Source organism: Agromyces sp. NPDC056965 (assembly GCF_042673425.1).
Taxonomy (GTDB): Bacteria; Actinomycetota; Actinomycetes; order Actinomycetales; family Microbacteriaceae; genus Agromyces.
The window spans coordinates 1-14,523 of sequence record NZ_JBHURI010000094.1 but is presented as its reverse complement, the minus strand read 5'-3'; the positions used below and the strand labels follow the sequence as shown (position 1 = coordinate 14,523).

Genomic DNA, 14,523 nt, shown 5'->3' with positions numbered 1-14,523 from the left:
TGTCCCGGGGGCCCGGAGAGGTGTACAAGAGACCGCGCGGCCGGTCATTCCGGGTCCCACGTCACCCCCCGGTGGCCCCGGTGTGCGCCGCGCCGACCGGGTCCCCGGCCCCTTCGAAGTAGCCGACGGCGCCCGTGGGCAGCGCCGGCACATCGCGGGGGGCCGATGAGTTTCGAAGCGAGTCCGTCGCCGCGGCCGCGGTCGCGACCGCGTGGCGTGCCGCGATGGGCGAGGTCTCGGTGGGGATGCCCTCGCGCACGAAGCGGAGGAACTCGGTGACCGTGCGGAAGTCGGCATCGCCGTGTCCGCCCTCGTCGCCGACGATGGGGTGCTCGAGGTCGCCCTCGGGCCGGTAGACGTGGCGCTCGTTCCAGACCCGCACGACGCCGCCGTCGGTGTCGCCGAAGTTCTCGAGGCGTCCCTTCGTGCCGATGACGGTGTAGTTGCGCCAGTAGTCGGGCGTGTAGTGGCACTGCTCGTACGAGGCGTAGACCCCGTTGTCGAGGCTCATGAGCACCATCGACAGGTCTTCGACGTCGATCACCGGGTTGAGCTCGCGCTGCGCGAGGGGCGGCCAGTTCTCGAGGCTGAACCACTCGGGCATCGTGCGATCGGAGTTGTCGCGCCGATCGGCGATGCCGCCGTAGAGGGTGTCGCCGCCCATTCCCACCACCCGGGTCGTGTAGCCGCCCGCGAGCCAGTGGATGACGTCGATGTCGTGCGCGCCCTTCTGCAGGAGCAGGCCGTTCGACCTCGCCCGCTCGGCGTGCCAGTCCTTGAAGTAGTAGTCGCCGCCGTTGCCGACGAAGTGACGGCACCAGACCGCCTTGACCTCGCCGATCTCGCCGCGCGCGATCGCGTCGCGCATCGTGCGGATGACGGCCATGTGACGCATGTTGTGGCCCACGTAGAGCTTCGCACCGGCGTCGATCGCGGCCTCGAGCACGGCGTCGGCGTCTTCGGTGGTGGTGGCGAGCGGCTTCTCGACGTACACCGCGACACCCGCACGGAGCAGGTCGATGGAGACCTCGGCGTGCGTGTCGTCGGGCGTGAGCACGAAGGCCCCGTCGATGTCGAGCCCGGAGGCGAGCAGCTCGCCGGTGCTCGCGAACGCCTCGGCGGTCGCCGACAGCGCTGCACGGCCACGAGCGATCGCGGCCGCATCGGGGTCGACCAGTGCGACGATCTCGCCGAGGCCCGAGGCCGAGGCGTGCTGCGCGAGGGTCGACCTCGCGCCGCATCCGATCACGGCAAGTCGGAGCGGACGCTCCGGCCCGTCGATGTTCACCATTCGAAGTCCTTTCCGTTGGAATCGAGAGCGTCGCCGCCGTCGGGCCGGCGGAGTGCCGGCATGGGCACCTCGTGGACTCCGTAGACGAGCTCCGAGCTGAGGTCGAACGCCCGCGACAGCGCGCCGAACGCGATCGAGTCGATGCCGAGTCGCGAGGCGACGATGGTCGGGGCGAACGGCAGCGACACGAGTTCGGCGACCGCTGCGTTGAGCGGCGCGACGAGCCGGTCGCCGGCGCGCGACATCGGGCCGCCGATGACGACGAGATCGGGGTCGATCGTCTGGGCGAGCACGACGACGGTGTCGGCGATGCCCGCGATGAACGCGTCGACCTCGGCACGGGCGTCGGCGTCGCCGGCATCGGCGAGCTCGAAGACCCCGCGCGCGGTCGGAGCCGACCGCCAGACGATGTGTCCGCGGTCGTCGAGGGGAACCCGGAGGCTCGCGTCGCCGAGTTCGCCCGCGGCGTTGTGGCTGCCGCGCCGGAGCCGGCCGTCGAGCACGAGCCCCGCGGAGATCTGGCTGCCGATGAGGAGGAAGATCATGTCGTCGGCGAGCCGAGCCGAGCCGAGCCGCTGCTCGGCGAGCGCCGCGAGGTTCACGTCGTTGTCGAGCGTGACGGGACATCCGAGGAGCGCTGCGAGCTTGCCGCCGACGTCGACGCCCTCCCAGTCCGCGAAGCCGTGCGAGATCCAGATGCGGCCGTCGGCGCGCACGAGACCGGTGACGCCGATGTGGGCGAAGATCAGGCGATGGGCGGGCGCGTCGGCGAGGCGGAGCGCATCGGCGACGAGCACCCGCACGGCCTCGATCCGGACCTTGCCGTCCTTCGGCACCGGCCCCTGGTGCTCGACCCGTGCCACCACGGTGCCCGCGAGGTCGGCGAGGATGACCCGCATGCCGGCGATGCCCACGTCGACGCCGGCGACGTAGCCCGAGCCGCCGACGAAGCGGGAGACCCGGGCCGGCCTGCCTGCGCCGCGGTGCCCGTTCGTCTCGTCGGTCGCGACGAGTCCGCGGGCGACGAGGTCGGCGAGCGCCGCCTCGACGGTCGGCCGCGAGAGCCCGGTGGCCCTGGCGAGCTCGGAGACGGCGGCGGGGCCCTGGTCGCGCAGGTGAAGGGCGCAGCGTGCGGTGTTCGATCGGCGCAGCGCACTGATGCGGTGCTCGTACGTGCCGGGCTCCATCGCTGCTCCTTCGGGTTCGCCGATGGTGCATGCCACGGCGCATCTGCTATTTCGCAAGCGGCTTGCGTAATAGCTTGGGGTTGAGTGAAGCACAGTGATCGGATGTCTGTCAAACACTTTCTTCGGCGGAAGACACCCGCGCTCCGAGGAGTCGCGGAAAAAACGCAAGATGGTTTCAGATTTGCGCACTTCGACCGCCACCGGTTCGATGCGTGACACGATGCAGGCATGGCGCTGCACATCGAGTTCGAGGCGGACGTCTTCTCGAAGCACGGCTTGACCCTGCTCGTCGACGGAACGGCGCAGTCGCACGTCGACCCGCTCGACCCGACGCACCTGTTCTTCGAGTACACGCGGCGCATCGGCCACGTCATCGATGCCGCGGGCTCCCCGGGTGCGCCCCTGCGGGTGCTGCATCTCGGCGGCGGCGCCCTCACGCTCGCGCGGTACGTCGCCGCGACCCGCCCCGGTGCGCGCCAGCTCGTCGTCGAGCTCGATCGCGAACTGCTCGACACCGTGCTCGAACGGCTGCCGCTGCCGGAGGGGGCGCCCATCGAGGTCGTCGTCGGCGACGCGGCATCCGTCATCGCGACGGTCGAGGGGCCGTTCGACGTCGTCATCGTCGACCTGTACTCGCGCCTGCAGGCCCCGGCGTTCGTCGAGACCGTCGACTTCATGAGCAGATGCCTCCGGCTCCTGGCGCCCGACGGCGTGCTCGCCGTCAACGTGGCCGACGCCGCGGGCCTCGGCCGGCTCGGCAGGCAGGCGCGCGCGATCGCCCGAGCCGCCCCCGCCGCGACGCTCCTCGTCGCGGGCGACCCGAGCGTGCTCTCGGGCGCCGAGGAGGGCAACGCCGTGCTCGTCGCGGCACCGGGTGGCCTGCCGCCCCGCCTGCGCGAGCGACTGCTCGCCCACGGTCCGCATCCGGCGGAGGTGCTCGACGGCGACCGCCTCGACTTCGTGCTGTGGGGCGGCTGCTGAGCTGAGCCGTCCTCCCGGCGAGCGCGGCACGATCAGGACCGCGCGGTAGCGTGGCATCCGTGTCAGAGCTCGAACGTCGCCTCGCCGTCAGCGGCCACCTCGCCCGGCTCGAGGAGTCGCGCCAATCGCCGGGCTCGTGGACCCTGTACGTCGACGGCACCCCGCAGTCCCACGTCGAGATCGAACGCCCCGACTGGCTCGGCTTCGAGTACGTGCGGCGCATCGGACACGCGGTCGACCTCGTGCGACCCGAGGCGCAGCCGATCACGGCCGTGCACCTCGGCGGCGGCGCACTCACGCTCCCCCGCTACGTCGCGGCCACCCGACCGGGTTCGCGGCAGCAGGTCGTCGAGCTCGAGTCCGACCTCGTGGAGTTCGTGCGCGAGCACCTGCCGCTCCCCCGCGGTGCGCAGGTCCGCGTGCGGCACGGCGACGCCCGCGAGGTGCTCGCGAAGCTGCCGGCCGGACTCGACGGCGCCGTCGACATCGCGATCGTCGACATCTTCTCCGGGGCTCGCACTCCCGCGCACGTGACGAGCGCCGAGTTCTACGGGCTCGTCTCGCCGCGTCTCGCGCCCGGCGGCATCGTCGCCGTCAACGTCGCCGACGGCGCCGGCCTCGCGTTCGCCCGATCGCAGGCCGCCACCCTCTCGCACGTCTTCGAGCACCTCGCGATCGCCGCGGACACGTCGATGCTGAAGGGCCGCCGATTCGGCAACGTCGTGATGTACGCCTCTCACGACGAACTGCCGTTCGCGGGCCTGCCCCGCCGCCTCGCGAGCGACCCGTCGCCGGCGAAGCTCGTCGACGGCGATGAGCTCCGCCGGTTCATCGCGGGCGCTCCCGTCGTGACCGACGCCACGGCCGTGCCGTCGCCCCCGCCCGCGCGCTCGGTGTTCCTCTCGAAGCCCTGACGCCCGCGGGGAACCCGCCACGGTGCCGGAGCTCGCCGCGAACCCGGAGCGAGCGCAGCCGATCGATGCGATCCCGTGCCGGTCGCCGATCACGCCCGACCGGAGCGCGCGTGCCGGAACCGCACCTCCTGGCCGGGGCGGAGCTGGGCGACCGCATCGAGCGAGGCGGGCGCGACGATCGCGATGACGGGATAGCCGCCCGTGACCGGGCGGTCGGCGAGGAGGATGGTCGGCCGGCCGTCGCCCGCGACCTGGATCGACCCGGGCACGGTCGCCTCGCTCGCGAGCTCGCCGGTCACGCGACGCTCGAGCGCCGGGCCGACGAGCCGTGCACCGACGCGGTCGGCCTGCTCGGAGAAGCGCCAGTCGGCGTCGAAGAGCGCGATGCGCGCGGCATCCGTGAACCAGTCGGCGCGCGGCCCGGGAAGGAGGGCGAGCGTCACCGCACCGGCCGGCGGCGGGAAGGCGGCCTCGCGATCGAGCAGGGGCACGGATGCCGCGGGCACCGGGCCGAGCTCGAACACGCGCCCCGCGGCCACCGGCACCGGGCCGATCGCCGAGAGCGTGTCGCGCGAGCGGGAGCCGAGCTCCATCGGCTCGTCGATGCCGCCGCGCACCGCCAGCACGTACCGGGCACCGCGATCGGCGGGCCCGATCTCGAGCACCGACCCGGCGACGGCGCGAGCCGCGGTGTACGGCGCGACCCGGTGGCCGTCGAGCGTGACGCGCCCCCACGCACCCGTCACGGCGATCCAGGTCTCCGCGCCGAATCGCGCGCGGAACCCGCCCATCAGGAGCTCGAGGCCCGCCGCACCGTCGGGATTGCCGACGAGCCGGTTCGCGAGGGCGAGGGCTCCGCGATCGAGCGCGCCCGACCCCGCCACCCCGAGGTGCGCGAGCCCCGGCCTGCCCAGGTCCTCGACGAGCGCGAGCGGGCCGCTCGCCTCGACCGTGAAGCTCATGGGCGACCGACGTCCCTGAATCGCACCCGGCGCCCGGGCACGAAGAGCGCCGGCGACGGCGCGGCCGGATCCCAGAGCGCCGCGTCGGTGCGCCCGATCAATCGCCAGCCGCCCGGGCTCTGACGCGGGTAGGCCCCCGCGAAGGCACCGGCGAGCGCGACGGCGCCGGCGGGCACGCGAGGTCGCGGCGCATCGAGCCGCGGCACCTCGAACGGCCAGTCGTCGCTCACGAGGTAGCCGAACCCGGGCGCGAAGCCGATGAACGCGACCCGCCACTCGATGGCCTGGTGCCGGGCGACGAGCGCCTCGATCGAGACGCCGAGGAGTGCTGCGGCGCTCCGGAGGTCGTCGCCGTCGTACACGACGTCGACGGTCACCTCGTCGGCCGCATGGCCCGTCCATCGCGCTGCGGCCTCGGCCGGGATGCGCCGCACCCACGTCGCCGCCGACTCGAGCGGCAGTCGTTCGGGGTCGACGGCGACGAGGATCGTGCGCGCCGCGGGCACGAGTTCGACGAGCCCGGCCGGTGGCTCCGCCGCGAGCGCATCGTGCAGGGCGAGCACCTCGTCGAGGCTGTCGCACTCGACGAGCAGTGCCGAGTCGCCGCTCGGCAGCAGCCGCCGGCTCACGCGAACGCCCCGATCTCGAACCCGGCGCCCTCGAGCGCCGTGCGCACCGCGCGTGCGATCGCGACGGCGCCGGGCGTGTCCCCGTGCAGGCACAGCGAATCGGCACCGAGCTCGACCCGGCTGCCGTCATCGGCGGTGATGCCTCCGGTCTCGACGATCTCGAGCGCCCGATCGGATGCCGCGGCGGGATCGGCGACCACGGCGCCCGGCTCCCGTCGGGGCACGAGCGAACCGTCGGCCACGTAGCCCCGATCGACGAAGGCCTCGCGGGCGTAGCGAAGGCCCGCGGCATCCGCTGCCCTGACGATCGCACCCGACGGCTGGCCGAGCACGGTGAGCGCGGGGTCGAAGGCCGCGACGGCGTCGGCGAAGGCGTGGGCTGCGGATTCATCGACCGCGAGCCGGTGGTAGAGGGCGCCGTGCGCCTTCACGTACCGCACGCGGGTGCCGGCGGCGCGGGCGACGCCGTCGAGGGCGCCGAGCTGGGCGAGGAGCTCGGCGGCGATCTCGACCGGACTCGTGTCGAGTGCGCGCCGCCCGAACCCCGCGAGGTCGCGGTAGCCGGGGTGCGCGCCGAGCGCGACGCCGTGCTGCGCTGCGAGCCGGGCGCTCGCGAGCATCGTCACCGCGTCGCCCGCGTGGAACCCGCACGCGACGTTGGCGCTCGACACGAGGGCGAACATCGCCGCATCGTCGCCGAGTCTCCATGCCCCGAAGGACTCTCCGAGGTCGCTGTTCAGGTCGATGCTGTTCGCATCGTTCTCGGCGGGCATGCTCCCATTCTGGCGCGGAGTCGGGGCACACTGGGGTGAGGAGGACGGGATGGCGCGCACTCGGGTTCCGCACGGCGGCGACGCCGTCGACGACATCGGCGCTCGGCGACGGCCGCGGCCCCGGCCCGTCGCGCGCGCGGTGTCCGTTGCCGGCGCGGTGCTCTCGCTCGCCCTCATCGCGCTCGCGGCGTGCACGGCCGATCCGCCGCTGCCGACTCCGACGCCGCTGCCGAGCTCCCCGTCGCCCTCCACCGCCCCGCCTGCGACTCCCGTGCCCCCGCCGCCGGTGCTGCAGCCGTCGGGTGCACCCGAGTCGATCGCCGCGGAGCTCGACGCGCCGTGGTCGATCCTCGTTCTGCCGAACGGCGGCGTGCTCGTCAGCGAACGCGATCGCGGCGACATCGTCGAGGTGCTGGCCGACGGTTCGCATCGCGTGGCGGGCACCGTGCCCGGCGTCGCTGCCGGCGGCGAGGGCGGGCTGCTCGGGCTCGCGTTCCTGCCCGGCGACGGCGCGCGCCCCGACCGCGTCTACGCCTATCACACGGCCGACTCCGACAACCGCGTCGTGCGGATGCCCCTCACGGGCGGGCCGGGCTCGCTCGCGCTCGGCGCGCCCGAACCCGTGCTCACCGGCATCCCCCGCGGCGGCGCGAACCACAACGGCGGCCGCATCGCCTTCGGTCCCGACGGCCTGCTCTACGTCACGAGCGGCGACGCCGGCAACCGGGATGCCGCGCAGGATCCGGCCTCGCTGTCGGGGAAGATCCTGCGGGTGACGCCCGACGGCGCCGCAGCGCCGGGCAACCCGTACGGCAATGCGGTGTGGTCGCTCGGGCACCGCAATCCGCAGGGCATCGCGTGGGATGCGAACGGAGAGCTCTGGGCCGCCGAGTTCGGGCAGAACTCGTGGGACGAGCTGAACCGGATCTCGCGCGGCGCCAACTACGGCTGGCCGATCGTCGAGGGCGTCGCGGGCGATCCGCGATTCGTCGACCCAGTGACGCAGTGGTCGACGTCGGAGGCGAGCCCGAGCGGACTCGCGGTGATCGGCGACACCCTCTTCCTCGCGGCGCTGCGCGGCGAGCGGCTCTGGACGATCGCCCCGGCGACCTCCGGCGGCGCCCTCACCGCGACATCGTGGTTCGCCGACGAGCTCGGCCGCATCCGCGATGTCGCCGCGGCTCCCGACGGCTCGCTCTGGCTGATCACGAACAACACCGACGGCCGCGGCTCCCCTCGCGACGGCGACGACCGGCTCTATCGGGTGCCGCTCGCCGCCGGCGGCTGACGCAGGGCTCCCCGGACGCCGACCTGCCGCCGGCCGATGGCGCCCGCGAATTCCTGCACCCGATCGGGGGTCACCGCCTCTTCGCCGGTGACACCCGTCGGGTCTATTCTCGGTTCCATGGCGGATCTCGAGCGGGTGCGACGATGGGCCGAAGCCCTCATCGTGCTGCACCTCGACGCCGCGACGTGGACGTTCGCGTTCGACAACGCGAAGAAGCGCGCGGGCCTCTGCAACTACACCGAGAAGCGCATCTCGGTGTCGCGCTACCTCGCGGCGCGCTACGACGACGACGAGATCCACCAGATCCTGCTGCACGAGGTCGCCCATGCACTCGCAGGCCCCCGCGCCGGGCACGGTCCGAAGTGGGCCTCGGTCGCCGCAGACCTCGGCTACGTCGGCCAGCGCACCCACGACGGCGAGGTCGCCCACGAGCTCGCACCATGGATCGGGCGCTGCCCGGCGGGCCACGAGCACTTCCGGTACCGCGAGCCGCAACGGCAGTTGAGCTGCGGGCTGTGCCGAAGGGGTTTCGACCGCGCCAACCTCATCGTGTGGCGGCGCCGTGAGATCACCGCCGCCGTGCGCCGCAGGGCGGCGAGCGCCGCGACCGGCTGAGGATATGCCGGCGCGCGCATGCACGCGTCGCACCCCGTCGCACCGTCGGACGGTACCTCCGTCACCGGCTAGATTGGTGGCGTGCCCGTCTCAACCGTCTCGATTCCCGTCGGGCAGTGGATCACCACCGCCGAGGGCGTTCGCTGGTGGTTCGATTCGGGTTCGTTCGCCCTCGATTTCGCCTACACCGGCCAGATCGGGGGTCTCCGCACCGACGAGCAGCTGCACGCGCCCGACGACCTCACGCGCTGGCTTCACGAGCGCTTCCCCGTCGCGGTCGGTGCCGCGCGCTCACGCGATCTCTTCGACGCGATCGCCCTGCGCGACGCGATCAGCCGCATGGCGGTCGCGGTGAGCGACGCCCAGCCGGCTCGGCCCGCCGACATCGACCTCGTGAACCTCTACGCGGCGACGCCCGACGTTCCCCCGGCGCTCGCAGGCGGCACCCGCCAGGCGGGGCGCTCGGTGCAGACGGTCGCGCAGGCGCTCTCGACCATCGCTCGCGACGCCGTCGACCTCTTCTCGCCGGGCAACACCGAACGCGTTCGCTGCTGCTCCAGCGCCGACTGCGAGGTCGTCTACCTCGACACCTCGCGCGCCGCCAGCCGCCGCTGGTGCTCGATGCAGCGCTGCGGCAACCGTGCGAAGGTGCGCGCGCACCGCGCGCGCAAGGCGGAGCGCACGGCCGCCTGAGCCGAACCCCGGTCGGGCGCGGACGCGAACCGCCGTGCGGCCGCTCGGGCCTCAGCCGGCGGTTGCCACGGCGCCGGCCCTCAGCACCCGCGCCGTGTCGTTCGCATCGAGCGCCGCCGCATCGTGCAGTTCACCGGCGCTCATGCCGGCTGCCACCGCAGCACGACCCGAGGCCGACGCCGACGTCAGGTGACGCACGGCGCGGCGAAGGCCGCCGAACGCAGCTGCGGCGACCGCCGCCTCGGGCGAGGTGTCGTCGATGCCGAGCGCGGCGAGTGCGTCGATCACGGCACCGGCAGCGAGCAGGTCATCGGCGGCGCAGCCCGTCTCGGCGTCACCTGCCGCGACGATCGCGATGTACGCCCGCTCGCCCAGGCGCTCCTGCTCGGCGAGGATCCACCGTGCGGTCGCCGACGCGTCGACGAGGCCCGCCTCGAGCACCGCGGCCCCGTGCGGTGCCAGGCCGACGATCGTCGTCCGGGGCAACGAACCGGTACCGGGCAGCACGTCGACCCACACGACGAGGTGCACGCCATCGGTGATGCGCTCCGCGCCGCGACGGCCCCAGTCGAACCGCACCTGGTACTTGGACTGGGCGGCGGGATCGGGGCTCTGCTCGTTCACCCGCACAGGCTATCCGGTGCACACGTCGCGCTGCGCCGTGTGACGTCGCCACGTCGCCACGTCGCCGAGGATCGCCGAGCCCGCGCGCGCCCGCGCGTCGACGCCGCCGCCTCAGAGCCCGCGATAGAGGGCGAGCGCCTCGGCATCGCTCGCGCGCGAGGTCGCCCGTCGCGCCGCGTCGAGTGCGGCGACGGGGTCGGGCTCCTGGTGCGCGATCACGAGCTGGCGCTCGGCCTCGGCCAGCCGGGTGCGGGCATCGGCGCCGACGGGATGGCCGCCGCGTTCGATCGCGGCCCGCGCGACCCGCAGTTGGCTCTCGGCGATCGCGATGGCGCCGCCGAGCGCGCCTCGCGCGCCGTCGAGCCTGCCCTGAGCGTTGCGCGCCGCGGCGCGGGCCACCTCGAGCCGGTCGCGGCACGCGCGCAACCGATCCCGGTCGCTGAACGGGTCCCCGGCGAGCGCAGCGCGATCGGCCATCGCGCCCGATCCGATGCCGATCGCCGTGCCGAGCGCTTCGGCCGCGTCGGGATCCTCCTGGGCGTCGCGTTCCCGCCTCGCGGCCACGAGTTCGCCGTCGAGCGCGGCGGCCTCCTCCGAGGCATCCGACTGGGCCTTCGCGAGCGCCAGCTCGAGCGCGTCGATCTCGTCGAGGTCGCGGCCCGCTCGCGCCAGGCCGTCGCCGGCCGCGCCGAGCAGCTCGGCCGCCGGCTCGGCGCGCGCGAGCTTCGCCTCGGCCTCGTCGAGCGACACCTTGGCGGCGGCGAGCGCCGCGACGACCCGGGTCTCGGCGCCTCGCCCGGTGGCGAGCGCCGACTCCGCGAAGCGGGTCGCGAGTCGGCCGAGCGTCGACTCCGCCTCGACGCGCCGCCGGGCGAGCCGGTCGGCCTGCGAACGGAGTGCCGGCAGCTCGGCATGGGCGCCCCGTTCGACGCGGCGACGGCCGGCGAGGGCGGACTCGGCGTCGTCGAGCGCGCCGATCGCCGAGGTGCAGAGCCCGTCGATGCGCACGGTCCAGTTGCGGCGCTCGGCGGCGGTGTCGACCTCGGCGTCGTCGAGCCGCTGCTGCAGGATGAACGCCTCGCGCATCCATGCGCGCGCCGAGTCGATCGCCCCGCGCAACGCACGCGACTCGTCGACGCCGAACTGGGCCTCGGCGAAGGCGAGCTCGCGTTCGGCGTCGCGCACGGCGTTGTCGGCGCGAACGATGAGACCCTTGGCGCGCACCTCCGCCTCGGCCCCCGCGGCGAGCGCGGTGCGTTCGCGACGGGCGCCTCCCCTCCGGAGCGCCACGACCCCGCCGACGAGCGCCGCCGCGGCAGCGGCGAAGACGAGGAGGGAGGGCAACCACCAGAGACCGTCGGGCATGAGCCGGAGTCTAGGCGTTCGGGGTCCGCCCACGCCGAGTACCGGCTCCGAATCCGGCGCGGCGCTTGGCAGCGGCATCCGACCGCACTACCGTCGGCTCATGCGGGTGCTCCTGAAACTCACGCTCGACTGCACTCCGGATGCCGCATGGCGGGCGCTCCGGAGCCCGGCCGTGCTGCGCGAGGTCGTCGCCCCGTGGCTCGACTTCGAGTCGCTCGAGCCGGGCGGCCTGCCGACGACGTGGCCCGACGGCGAGCACCGGCTGCGCGTGCTCGCGTTCCGCCGGTTCCCGGCAGGTGAGGAGCGCGTCGACCTGACGAGCCCTGCGGGCCTGCCCGAGGGCGTGCGGATGCTCCGTGACGGCGGCGGCGCCGACACGGGCGTGTTCGCCGCCTTCGACGAGTGGGACCATCGCATGGCCGTCTCGGCGCTGCCCGACGGACGCACCCTCTATCGCGACCAGCTGCGCGCGACGGCCGGTGCGCTCGACGCACTCGCCTGGTATCCGACGTGGGCCTTCTGGCAGTGGCGCGGCATGCGACTCCGCCAGCTCGCGCCGACGTGGAGTTTCGATCCGCCCGGCACCGCCGATGCCGAGGCGACGGAGCCGGCCGGGAGCACCGGCGGAGCGGAGGCCCCAGCATGACCGACTCGATCGCCGCCCTGCAGCTCGCCGACTGGCGCCGACGCGTCTTCGGCCTCTACTCGGGCGTGCGCCAGCTCAGCGTGCACTCGCCCGCAGCCGGTCACGAGCTCTGGAAGTCGGCACGCGACGAGCTCTTCGCGGGGCATCCGCAATCGCCGTTGCTGCCCGACGACCGCGCCCGCTTCACCGGGCTCACCGTCGCGAGGTACGACCCCGACTGGCGGTTCGAACTCGAGGTGCGTCGGCCGGCCGAGCCGATGCGGCTCGTCGTCGACAGCGCGACCGACGGGGCGATCCCGTTCTCGCTCGTCGGCGAGGTGCGCGTGCCCTCCCTCGGCCCGCTCGACGTGTGGCGCCTCACGAGCTACGGCGGCGGGCTCTTCGTGCCCGTGAAGGACTCCCTCGCCGGTGCGCCCGGCGGCACCTACGGCGGCGGGCGCTACCTGCTCGACACCGTCAAGGGCGCCGATCTCGGACCCGGCGCGGAGCCCGATTCGCTCATCCTCGACTTCAACTTCGCCTACAACCCGTCGTGCGCGTACGACCCGTCGTGGTCGTGCCCGCTGGCGCAGCCGGGCAACACGCTGCGCCACGAGGTGCCGGTCGGCGAGCGGATGCCGCGCTGACGCCATCCCCGCGGGAACACGCCGTCTCCGCGCCCTCCGAGGGGCGGGTTCCGGCATGCACAGGCGGTGCACAGCGGGTCATCCGCTAGACTGTCCCTCGGCGTGCGCGATGAACGCGCCGCCTGCGTCGTAGAAACGCTTTCCGGGCACTGTGCGCTCTGACATGAAATCGCACAGGGGTCCGTGACTCTCATACGGCGAACGGATGCGCCGACCGGCGCCTTCGCCAATACCCACCGCCGGGTCTCACCTTCCGTTCACGGAAACCTCGATCCTGCGGTGTGCTCTGCCCTGAAAGGCACCAGTGACCGACATCACCTTCAGCACGCTCGGCGTGCCCGCCCCACTCGTCGCGGCCCTCGCCGCCGACGGCAAGACCACCGCGTTCCCGATCCAGGTCGACACGCTGCCCGACACGCTCGCAGGACGCGACGTGCTCGGCCGCGGCAAGACCGGCTCGGGCAAGACCATCGCCTTCGCGCTGCCCATGGTGGCGCGCCTCGGCACCTCGCTCGCCGGCGGCCGTCGCCGCCCGGGCCGCCCGCTCGCCCTCGTGCTCGCCCCGACCCGCGAGCTCGCCACCCAGATCGACGCGGTGCTCGCACCGCTCGCCGCCGCCTACGACCTGAAGACCACGACGATCTTCGGCGGCATCAACCAGAAGCGCCAGGTCGAGGCGCTGCGCGGCGGCGTCGACATCGTCGTCGCCTGCCCCGGCCGCCTCGAAGACCTCATGAAGCAGGGCTTCGTCACGCTCGACGCGATCGAGATCACCGTGCTCGACGAGGCCGACCACATGGCCGACCTCGGCTTCCTGCCGGTCGTCACGCGCATCATGGACAAGACCCCCTCCGACGGCCAGCGCCTGCTCTTCTCGGCGACGCTCGACAACGGCGTGGACAAGCTCGTCAAGCGCTTCCTCCACAACGAGGTGCTGCACTCGGTCGACGAGGCCACCTCGCACGTCGCCGCGATGACCCACCACGTCTTCGAGGTCGCCGACGTCGACGCGAAGAACGACCTCGTGAAGGCCCTCGCCTCGGGCACCGGCCGCCGCATCCTCTTCATGCGCACGAAGCACCACGCGAAGAAGCTCGCGAAGAAGCTCACCGAGCAGGGCATCCCCGCCGTCGACCTGCACGGCAACCTGTCGCAGCCGCAGCGCGACCGCAACCTCGCCGCGTTCTCCGACGGCTCGGCCAACGTCATGGTCGCCACGGATGTCGCAGCTCGCGGCGTGCACGTCGACGCCATCGAGCTCGTGATCCACGTCGACCCGCCCATGGAGCACAAGGCGTACCTGCACCGCTCCGGCCGCACCGCCCGCGCCGGCAGCGAGGGCGACGTCGTCACCATCAGCCTGCCCGCGCAGAAGCAGGACCTGAAGACCCTGCTCCGCAAGGCCGCGATCACCGTCACGCCGCAGCAGGTCACCGCGACCTCGCCGGCCGTCACCGCCCTCGTCGGCGACGTCGCGCCGTACGTGAAGCCCGCGCCTCGCGCCGCGGCCCAGCCGCAGGGCGGCGGCGGTCGTTCGCAGGGTGCCAACGCACAGCGCAAGCGCGCCGCTCGCGACGAGCGCGGCGGCGAGCGGAGCGGCGAGGCCCGCACGGGCTCCGGCCAGGGCCGCGGTCGCGGCCGCGGCGGCAACGGCGGCCAGGCGGATGTCGCCGGCGCACCCCGTCGCGACCGCTCGGGTCGCCCCGCCGAGGCACGCGCGAACGCGCCCAAGCAGGGCGGCGGCCAAGGCCGCGGCGCCCAGACGACGGGCGCTCAGCGTTCGACGAACGGTCGCTCCGGCGGCAAGGCCCCGCTGCGCGTCGGCAGCCTCGTCTCGCCTTCGGGCAACTCGCGCGGCAACCGCCGCGCACAGGGCTGACCCGCTGCCCCTGCCCGGCACAGACGCTGAACGGCCCCGACGAGCTCTCG

15 protein-coding genes are annotated in these 14,523 nt (G+C 73.7%); 8 read left to right on the top strand and 7 right to left on the bottom strand.

Translation table 11 applies throughout. The features are described from left to right. Positions 1 to 61: 61 nt before the first annotated feature. Entirely contained in the window at positions 62 to 1,291 is a 1,230-nt protein-coding gene (locus tag ACFTQE_RS17795) for a Gfo/Idh/MocA family protein (RefSeq protein WP_376926324.1), read from the bottom strand. Then, positions 1,285 to 2,478, bottom strand: a complete 1,194-nt coding sequence (locus ACFTQE_RS17790; RefSeq protein WP_376926323.1) for an ROK family protein — start codon at positions 2,476 to 2,478, stop codon at positions 1,285 to 1,287. Before ACFTQE_RS17790 ends, ACFTQE_RS17795 begins: the two co-directional genes overlap by 7 nt. Before the next feature lie 228 nt (positions 2,479 to 2,706). Between ACFTQE_RS17790 and ACFTQE_RS17785 the strand changes: the two genes are divergently transcribed. After that, positions 2,707 to 3,459: a spermidine synthase gene (locus tag ACFTQE_RS17785; protein WP_376926322.1), complete on the top strand. Its 753-nt coding sequence runs from the start codon at positions 2,707 to 2,709 to the stop codon at positions 3,457 to 3,459. Between the two features lie 59 nt (positions 3,460 to 3,518). After that, the gene (locus ACFTQE_RS17780) at positions 3,519 to 4,373 is read left to right on the top strand and encodes a spermidine synthase (RefSeq protein ID WP_376926321.1); all 855 of its coding nucleotides are present in this window, start codon (positions 3,519 to 3,521) and stop codon (positions 4,371 to 4,373) included. A gap of 89 nt (positions 4,374 to 4,462) precedes the next feature. On the opposite strand, the gene ACFTQE_RS17775 is transcribed toward ACFTQE_RS17780, so the two are convergent. Genes ACFTQE_RS17775 through ACFTQE_RS17765 form a run of 3 tightly spaced genes read right to left on the bottom strand, consistent with a single transcriptional unit; the run spans position 4,463 to position 6,737 of the window. Continuing rightward, positions 4,463 to 5,335, bottom strand: a complete 873-nt coding sequence (locus ACFTQE_RS17775; RefSeq protein WP_376926320.1) for a biotin-dependent carboxyltransferase family protein — start codon at positions 5,333 to 5,335, stop codon at positions 4,463 to 4,465. After that, entirely contained in the window at positions 5,332 to 5,964 is a 633-nt protein-coding gene (locus tag ACFTQE_RS17770) for an allophanate hydrolase subunit 1 (protein WP_376926319.1), read from the bottom strand. The genes ACFTQE_RS17775 and ACFTQE_RS17770 overlap by 4 nt, the downstream gene beginning before the upstream one ends. Next, the gene (locus ACFTQE_RS17765) at positions 5,961 to 6,737 is read right to left on the bottom strand and encodes a LamB/YcsF family protein (protein ID WP_376926318.1); all 777 of its coding nucleotides are present in this window, start codon (positions 6,735 to 6,737) and stop codon (positions 5,961 to 5,963) included. Before ACFTQE_RS17765 ends, ACFTQE_RS17770 begins: the two co-directional genes overlap by 4 nt. A gap of 49 nt (positions 6,738 to 6,786) precedes the next feature. Here ACFTQE_RS17765 and ACFTQE_RS17760 point away from each other — a divergent pair, with 49 nt between their 5' ends. From ACFTQE_RS17760 to ACFTQE_RS17750, 3 genes are all read left to right on the top strand, one after another. Next, a complete protein-coding gene (locus ACFTQE_RS17760) occupies positions 6,787 to 8,025 on the top strand; it encodes a PQQ-dependent sugar dehydrogenase (RefSeq protein ID WP_376926317.1) in 1,239 nt (412 codons plus the stop codon). A gap of 117 nt (positions 8,026 to 8,142) precedes the next feature. Then, the gene (locus ACFTQE_RS17755) at positions 8,143 to 8,640 is read left to right on the top strand and encodes a SprT-like domain-containing protein (RefSeq protein WP_376926316.1); all 498 of its coding nucleotides are present in this window, start codon (positions 8,143 to 8,145) and stop codon (positions 8,638 to 8,640) included. An 81-nt stretch (positions 8,641 to 8,721) separates the two neighbouring features. Continuing rightward, entirely contained in the window at positions 8,722 to 9,333 is a 612-nt protein-coding gene (locus ACFTQE_RS17750; protein ID WP_376926315.1) for a CGNR zinc finger domain-containing protein, read from the top strand. A 51-nt stretch (positions 9,334 to 9,384) separates the two neighbouring features. Here ACFTQE_RS17750 and ACFTQE_RS17745 read toward each other — a convergent pair whose 3' ends face one another. Together ACFTQE_RS17745 and ACFTQE_RS17740 are read right to left on the bottom strand one after the other, a co-directional pair. Further along, positions 9,385 to 9,957, bottom strand: coding sequence for a hypothetical protein (locus tag ACFTQE_RS17745; RefSeq protein ID WP_376926314.1), 573 nt, complete (start codon positions 9,955 to 9,957; stop codon positions 9,385 to 9,387). A gap of 111 nt (positions 9,958 to 10,068) precedes the next feature. Continuing rightward, positions 10,069 to 11,322 (bottom strand): hypothetical protein, encoded by a 1,254-nt coding sequence (locus tag ACFTQE_RS17740; RefSeq protein ID WP_376926313.1) that lies wholly within the window; start codon positions 11,320 to 11,322, stop codon positions 10,069 to 10,071. Positions 11,323 to 11,422: 100 nt separating this feature from the next. Between ACFTQE_RS17740 and ACFTQE_RS17735 the strand changes: the two genes are divergently transcribed. The 3 genes from ACFTQE_RS17735 to ACFTQE_RS17725 all read left to right on the top strand — a co-directional run bounded on the left by ACFTQE_RS17735 (position 11,423) and on the right by ACFTQE_RS17725 (position 14,473). Beyond that, a complete protein-coding gene (locus tag ACFTQE_RS17735) occupies positions 11,423 to 11,968 on the top strand; it encodes a hypothetical protein (RefSeq protein ID WP_376926312.1) in 546 nt (181 codons plus the stop codon). Next, positions 11,965 to 12,594 carry a DUF1684 domain-containing protein gene (locus ACFTQE_RS17730; RefSeq protein ID WP_376926311.1) on the top strand — a complete coding sequence of 210 codons (630 nt, stop codon included), beginning with the start codon at positions 11,965 to 11,967 and terminating at the stop codon, positions 12,592 to 12,594. The genes ACFTQE_RS17735 and ACFTQE_RS17730 overlap by 4 nt, the downstream gene beginning before the upstream one ends. Positions 12,595 to 12,898: 304 nt before the next feature. Beyond that, positions 12,899 to 14,473: a DEAD/DEAH box helicase gene (locus ACFTQE_RS17725; RefSeq protein ID WP_376926310.1), complete on the top strand. Its 1,575-nt coding sequence runs from the start codon at positions 12,899 to 12,901 to the stop codon at positions 14,471 to 14,473. The last annotated feature ends 50 nt before the right edge of the window (positions 14,474 to 14,523 follow it).

Coding starts and splice junctions, on each gene's coding strand:
- ACFTQE_RS17795 (WP_376926324.1), bottom strand. CDS start 1,291: ATGGTGAACATCGACGGGCCGGAGCGTCCGCTCCGACTTGCCGTGATC.
- ACFTQE_RS17790 (WP_376926323.1), bottom strand. CDS start 2,478: ATGGAGCCCGGCACGTACGAGCACCGCATCAGTGCGCTGCGCCGATCG.
- ACFTQE_RS17785 (WP_376926322.1), top strand. CDS start 2,707: ATGGCGCTGCACATCGAGTTCGAGGCGGACGTCTTCTCGAAGCACGGC.
- ACFTQE_RS17775 (WP_376926320.1), bottom strand. CDS start 5,335: ATGAGCTTCACGGTCGAGGCGAGCGGCCCGCTCGCGCTCGTCGAGGAC.
- ACFTQE_RS17765 (WP_376926318.1), bottom strand. CDS start 6,737: ATGCCCGCCGAGAACGATGCGAACAGCATCGACCTGAACAGCGACCTC.
- ACFTQE_RS17760 (WP_376926317.1), top strand. CDS start 6,787: ATGGCGCGCACTCGGGTTCCGCACGGCGGCGACGCCGTCGACGACATC.
- ACFTQE_RS17755 (WP_376926316.1), top strand. CDS start 8,143: ATGGCGGATCTCGAGCGGGTGCGACGATGGGCCGAAGCCCTCATCGTG.
- ACFTQE_RS17740 (WP_376926313.1), bottom strand. CDS start 11,322: ATGCCCGACGGTCTCTGGTGGTTGCCCTCCCTCCTCGTCTTCGCCGCT.
- ACFTQE_RS17735 (WP_376926312.1), top strand. CDS start 11,423: ATGCGGGTGCTCCTGAAACTCACGCTCGACTGCACTCCGGATGCCGCA.
- ACFTQE_RS17730 (WP_376926311.1), top strand. CDS start 11,965: ATGACCGACTCGATCGCCGCCCTGCAGCTCGCCGACTGGCGCCGACGC.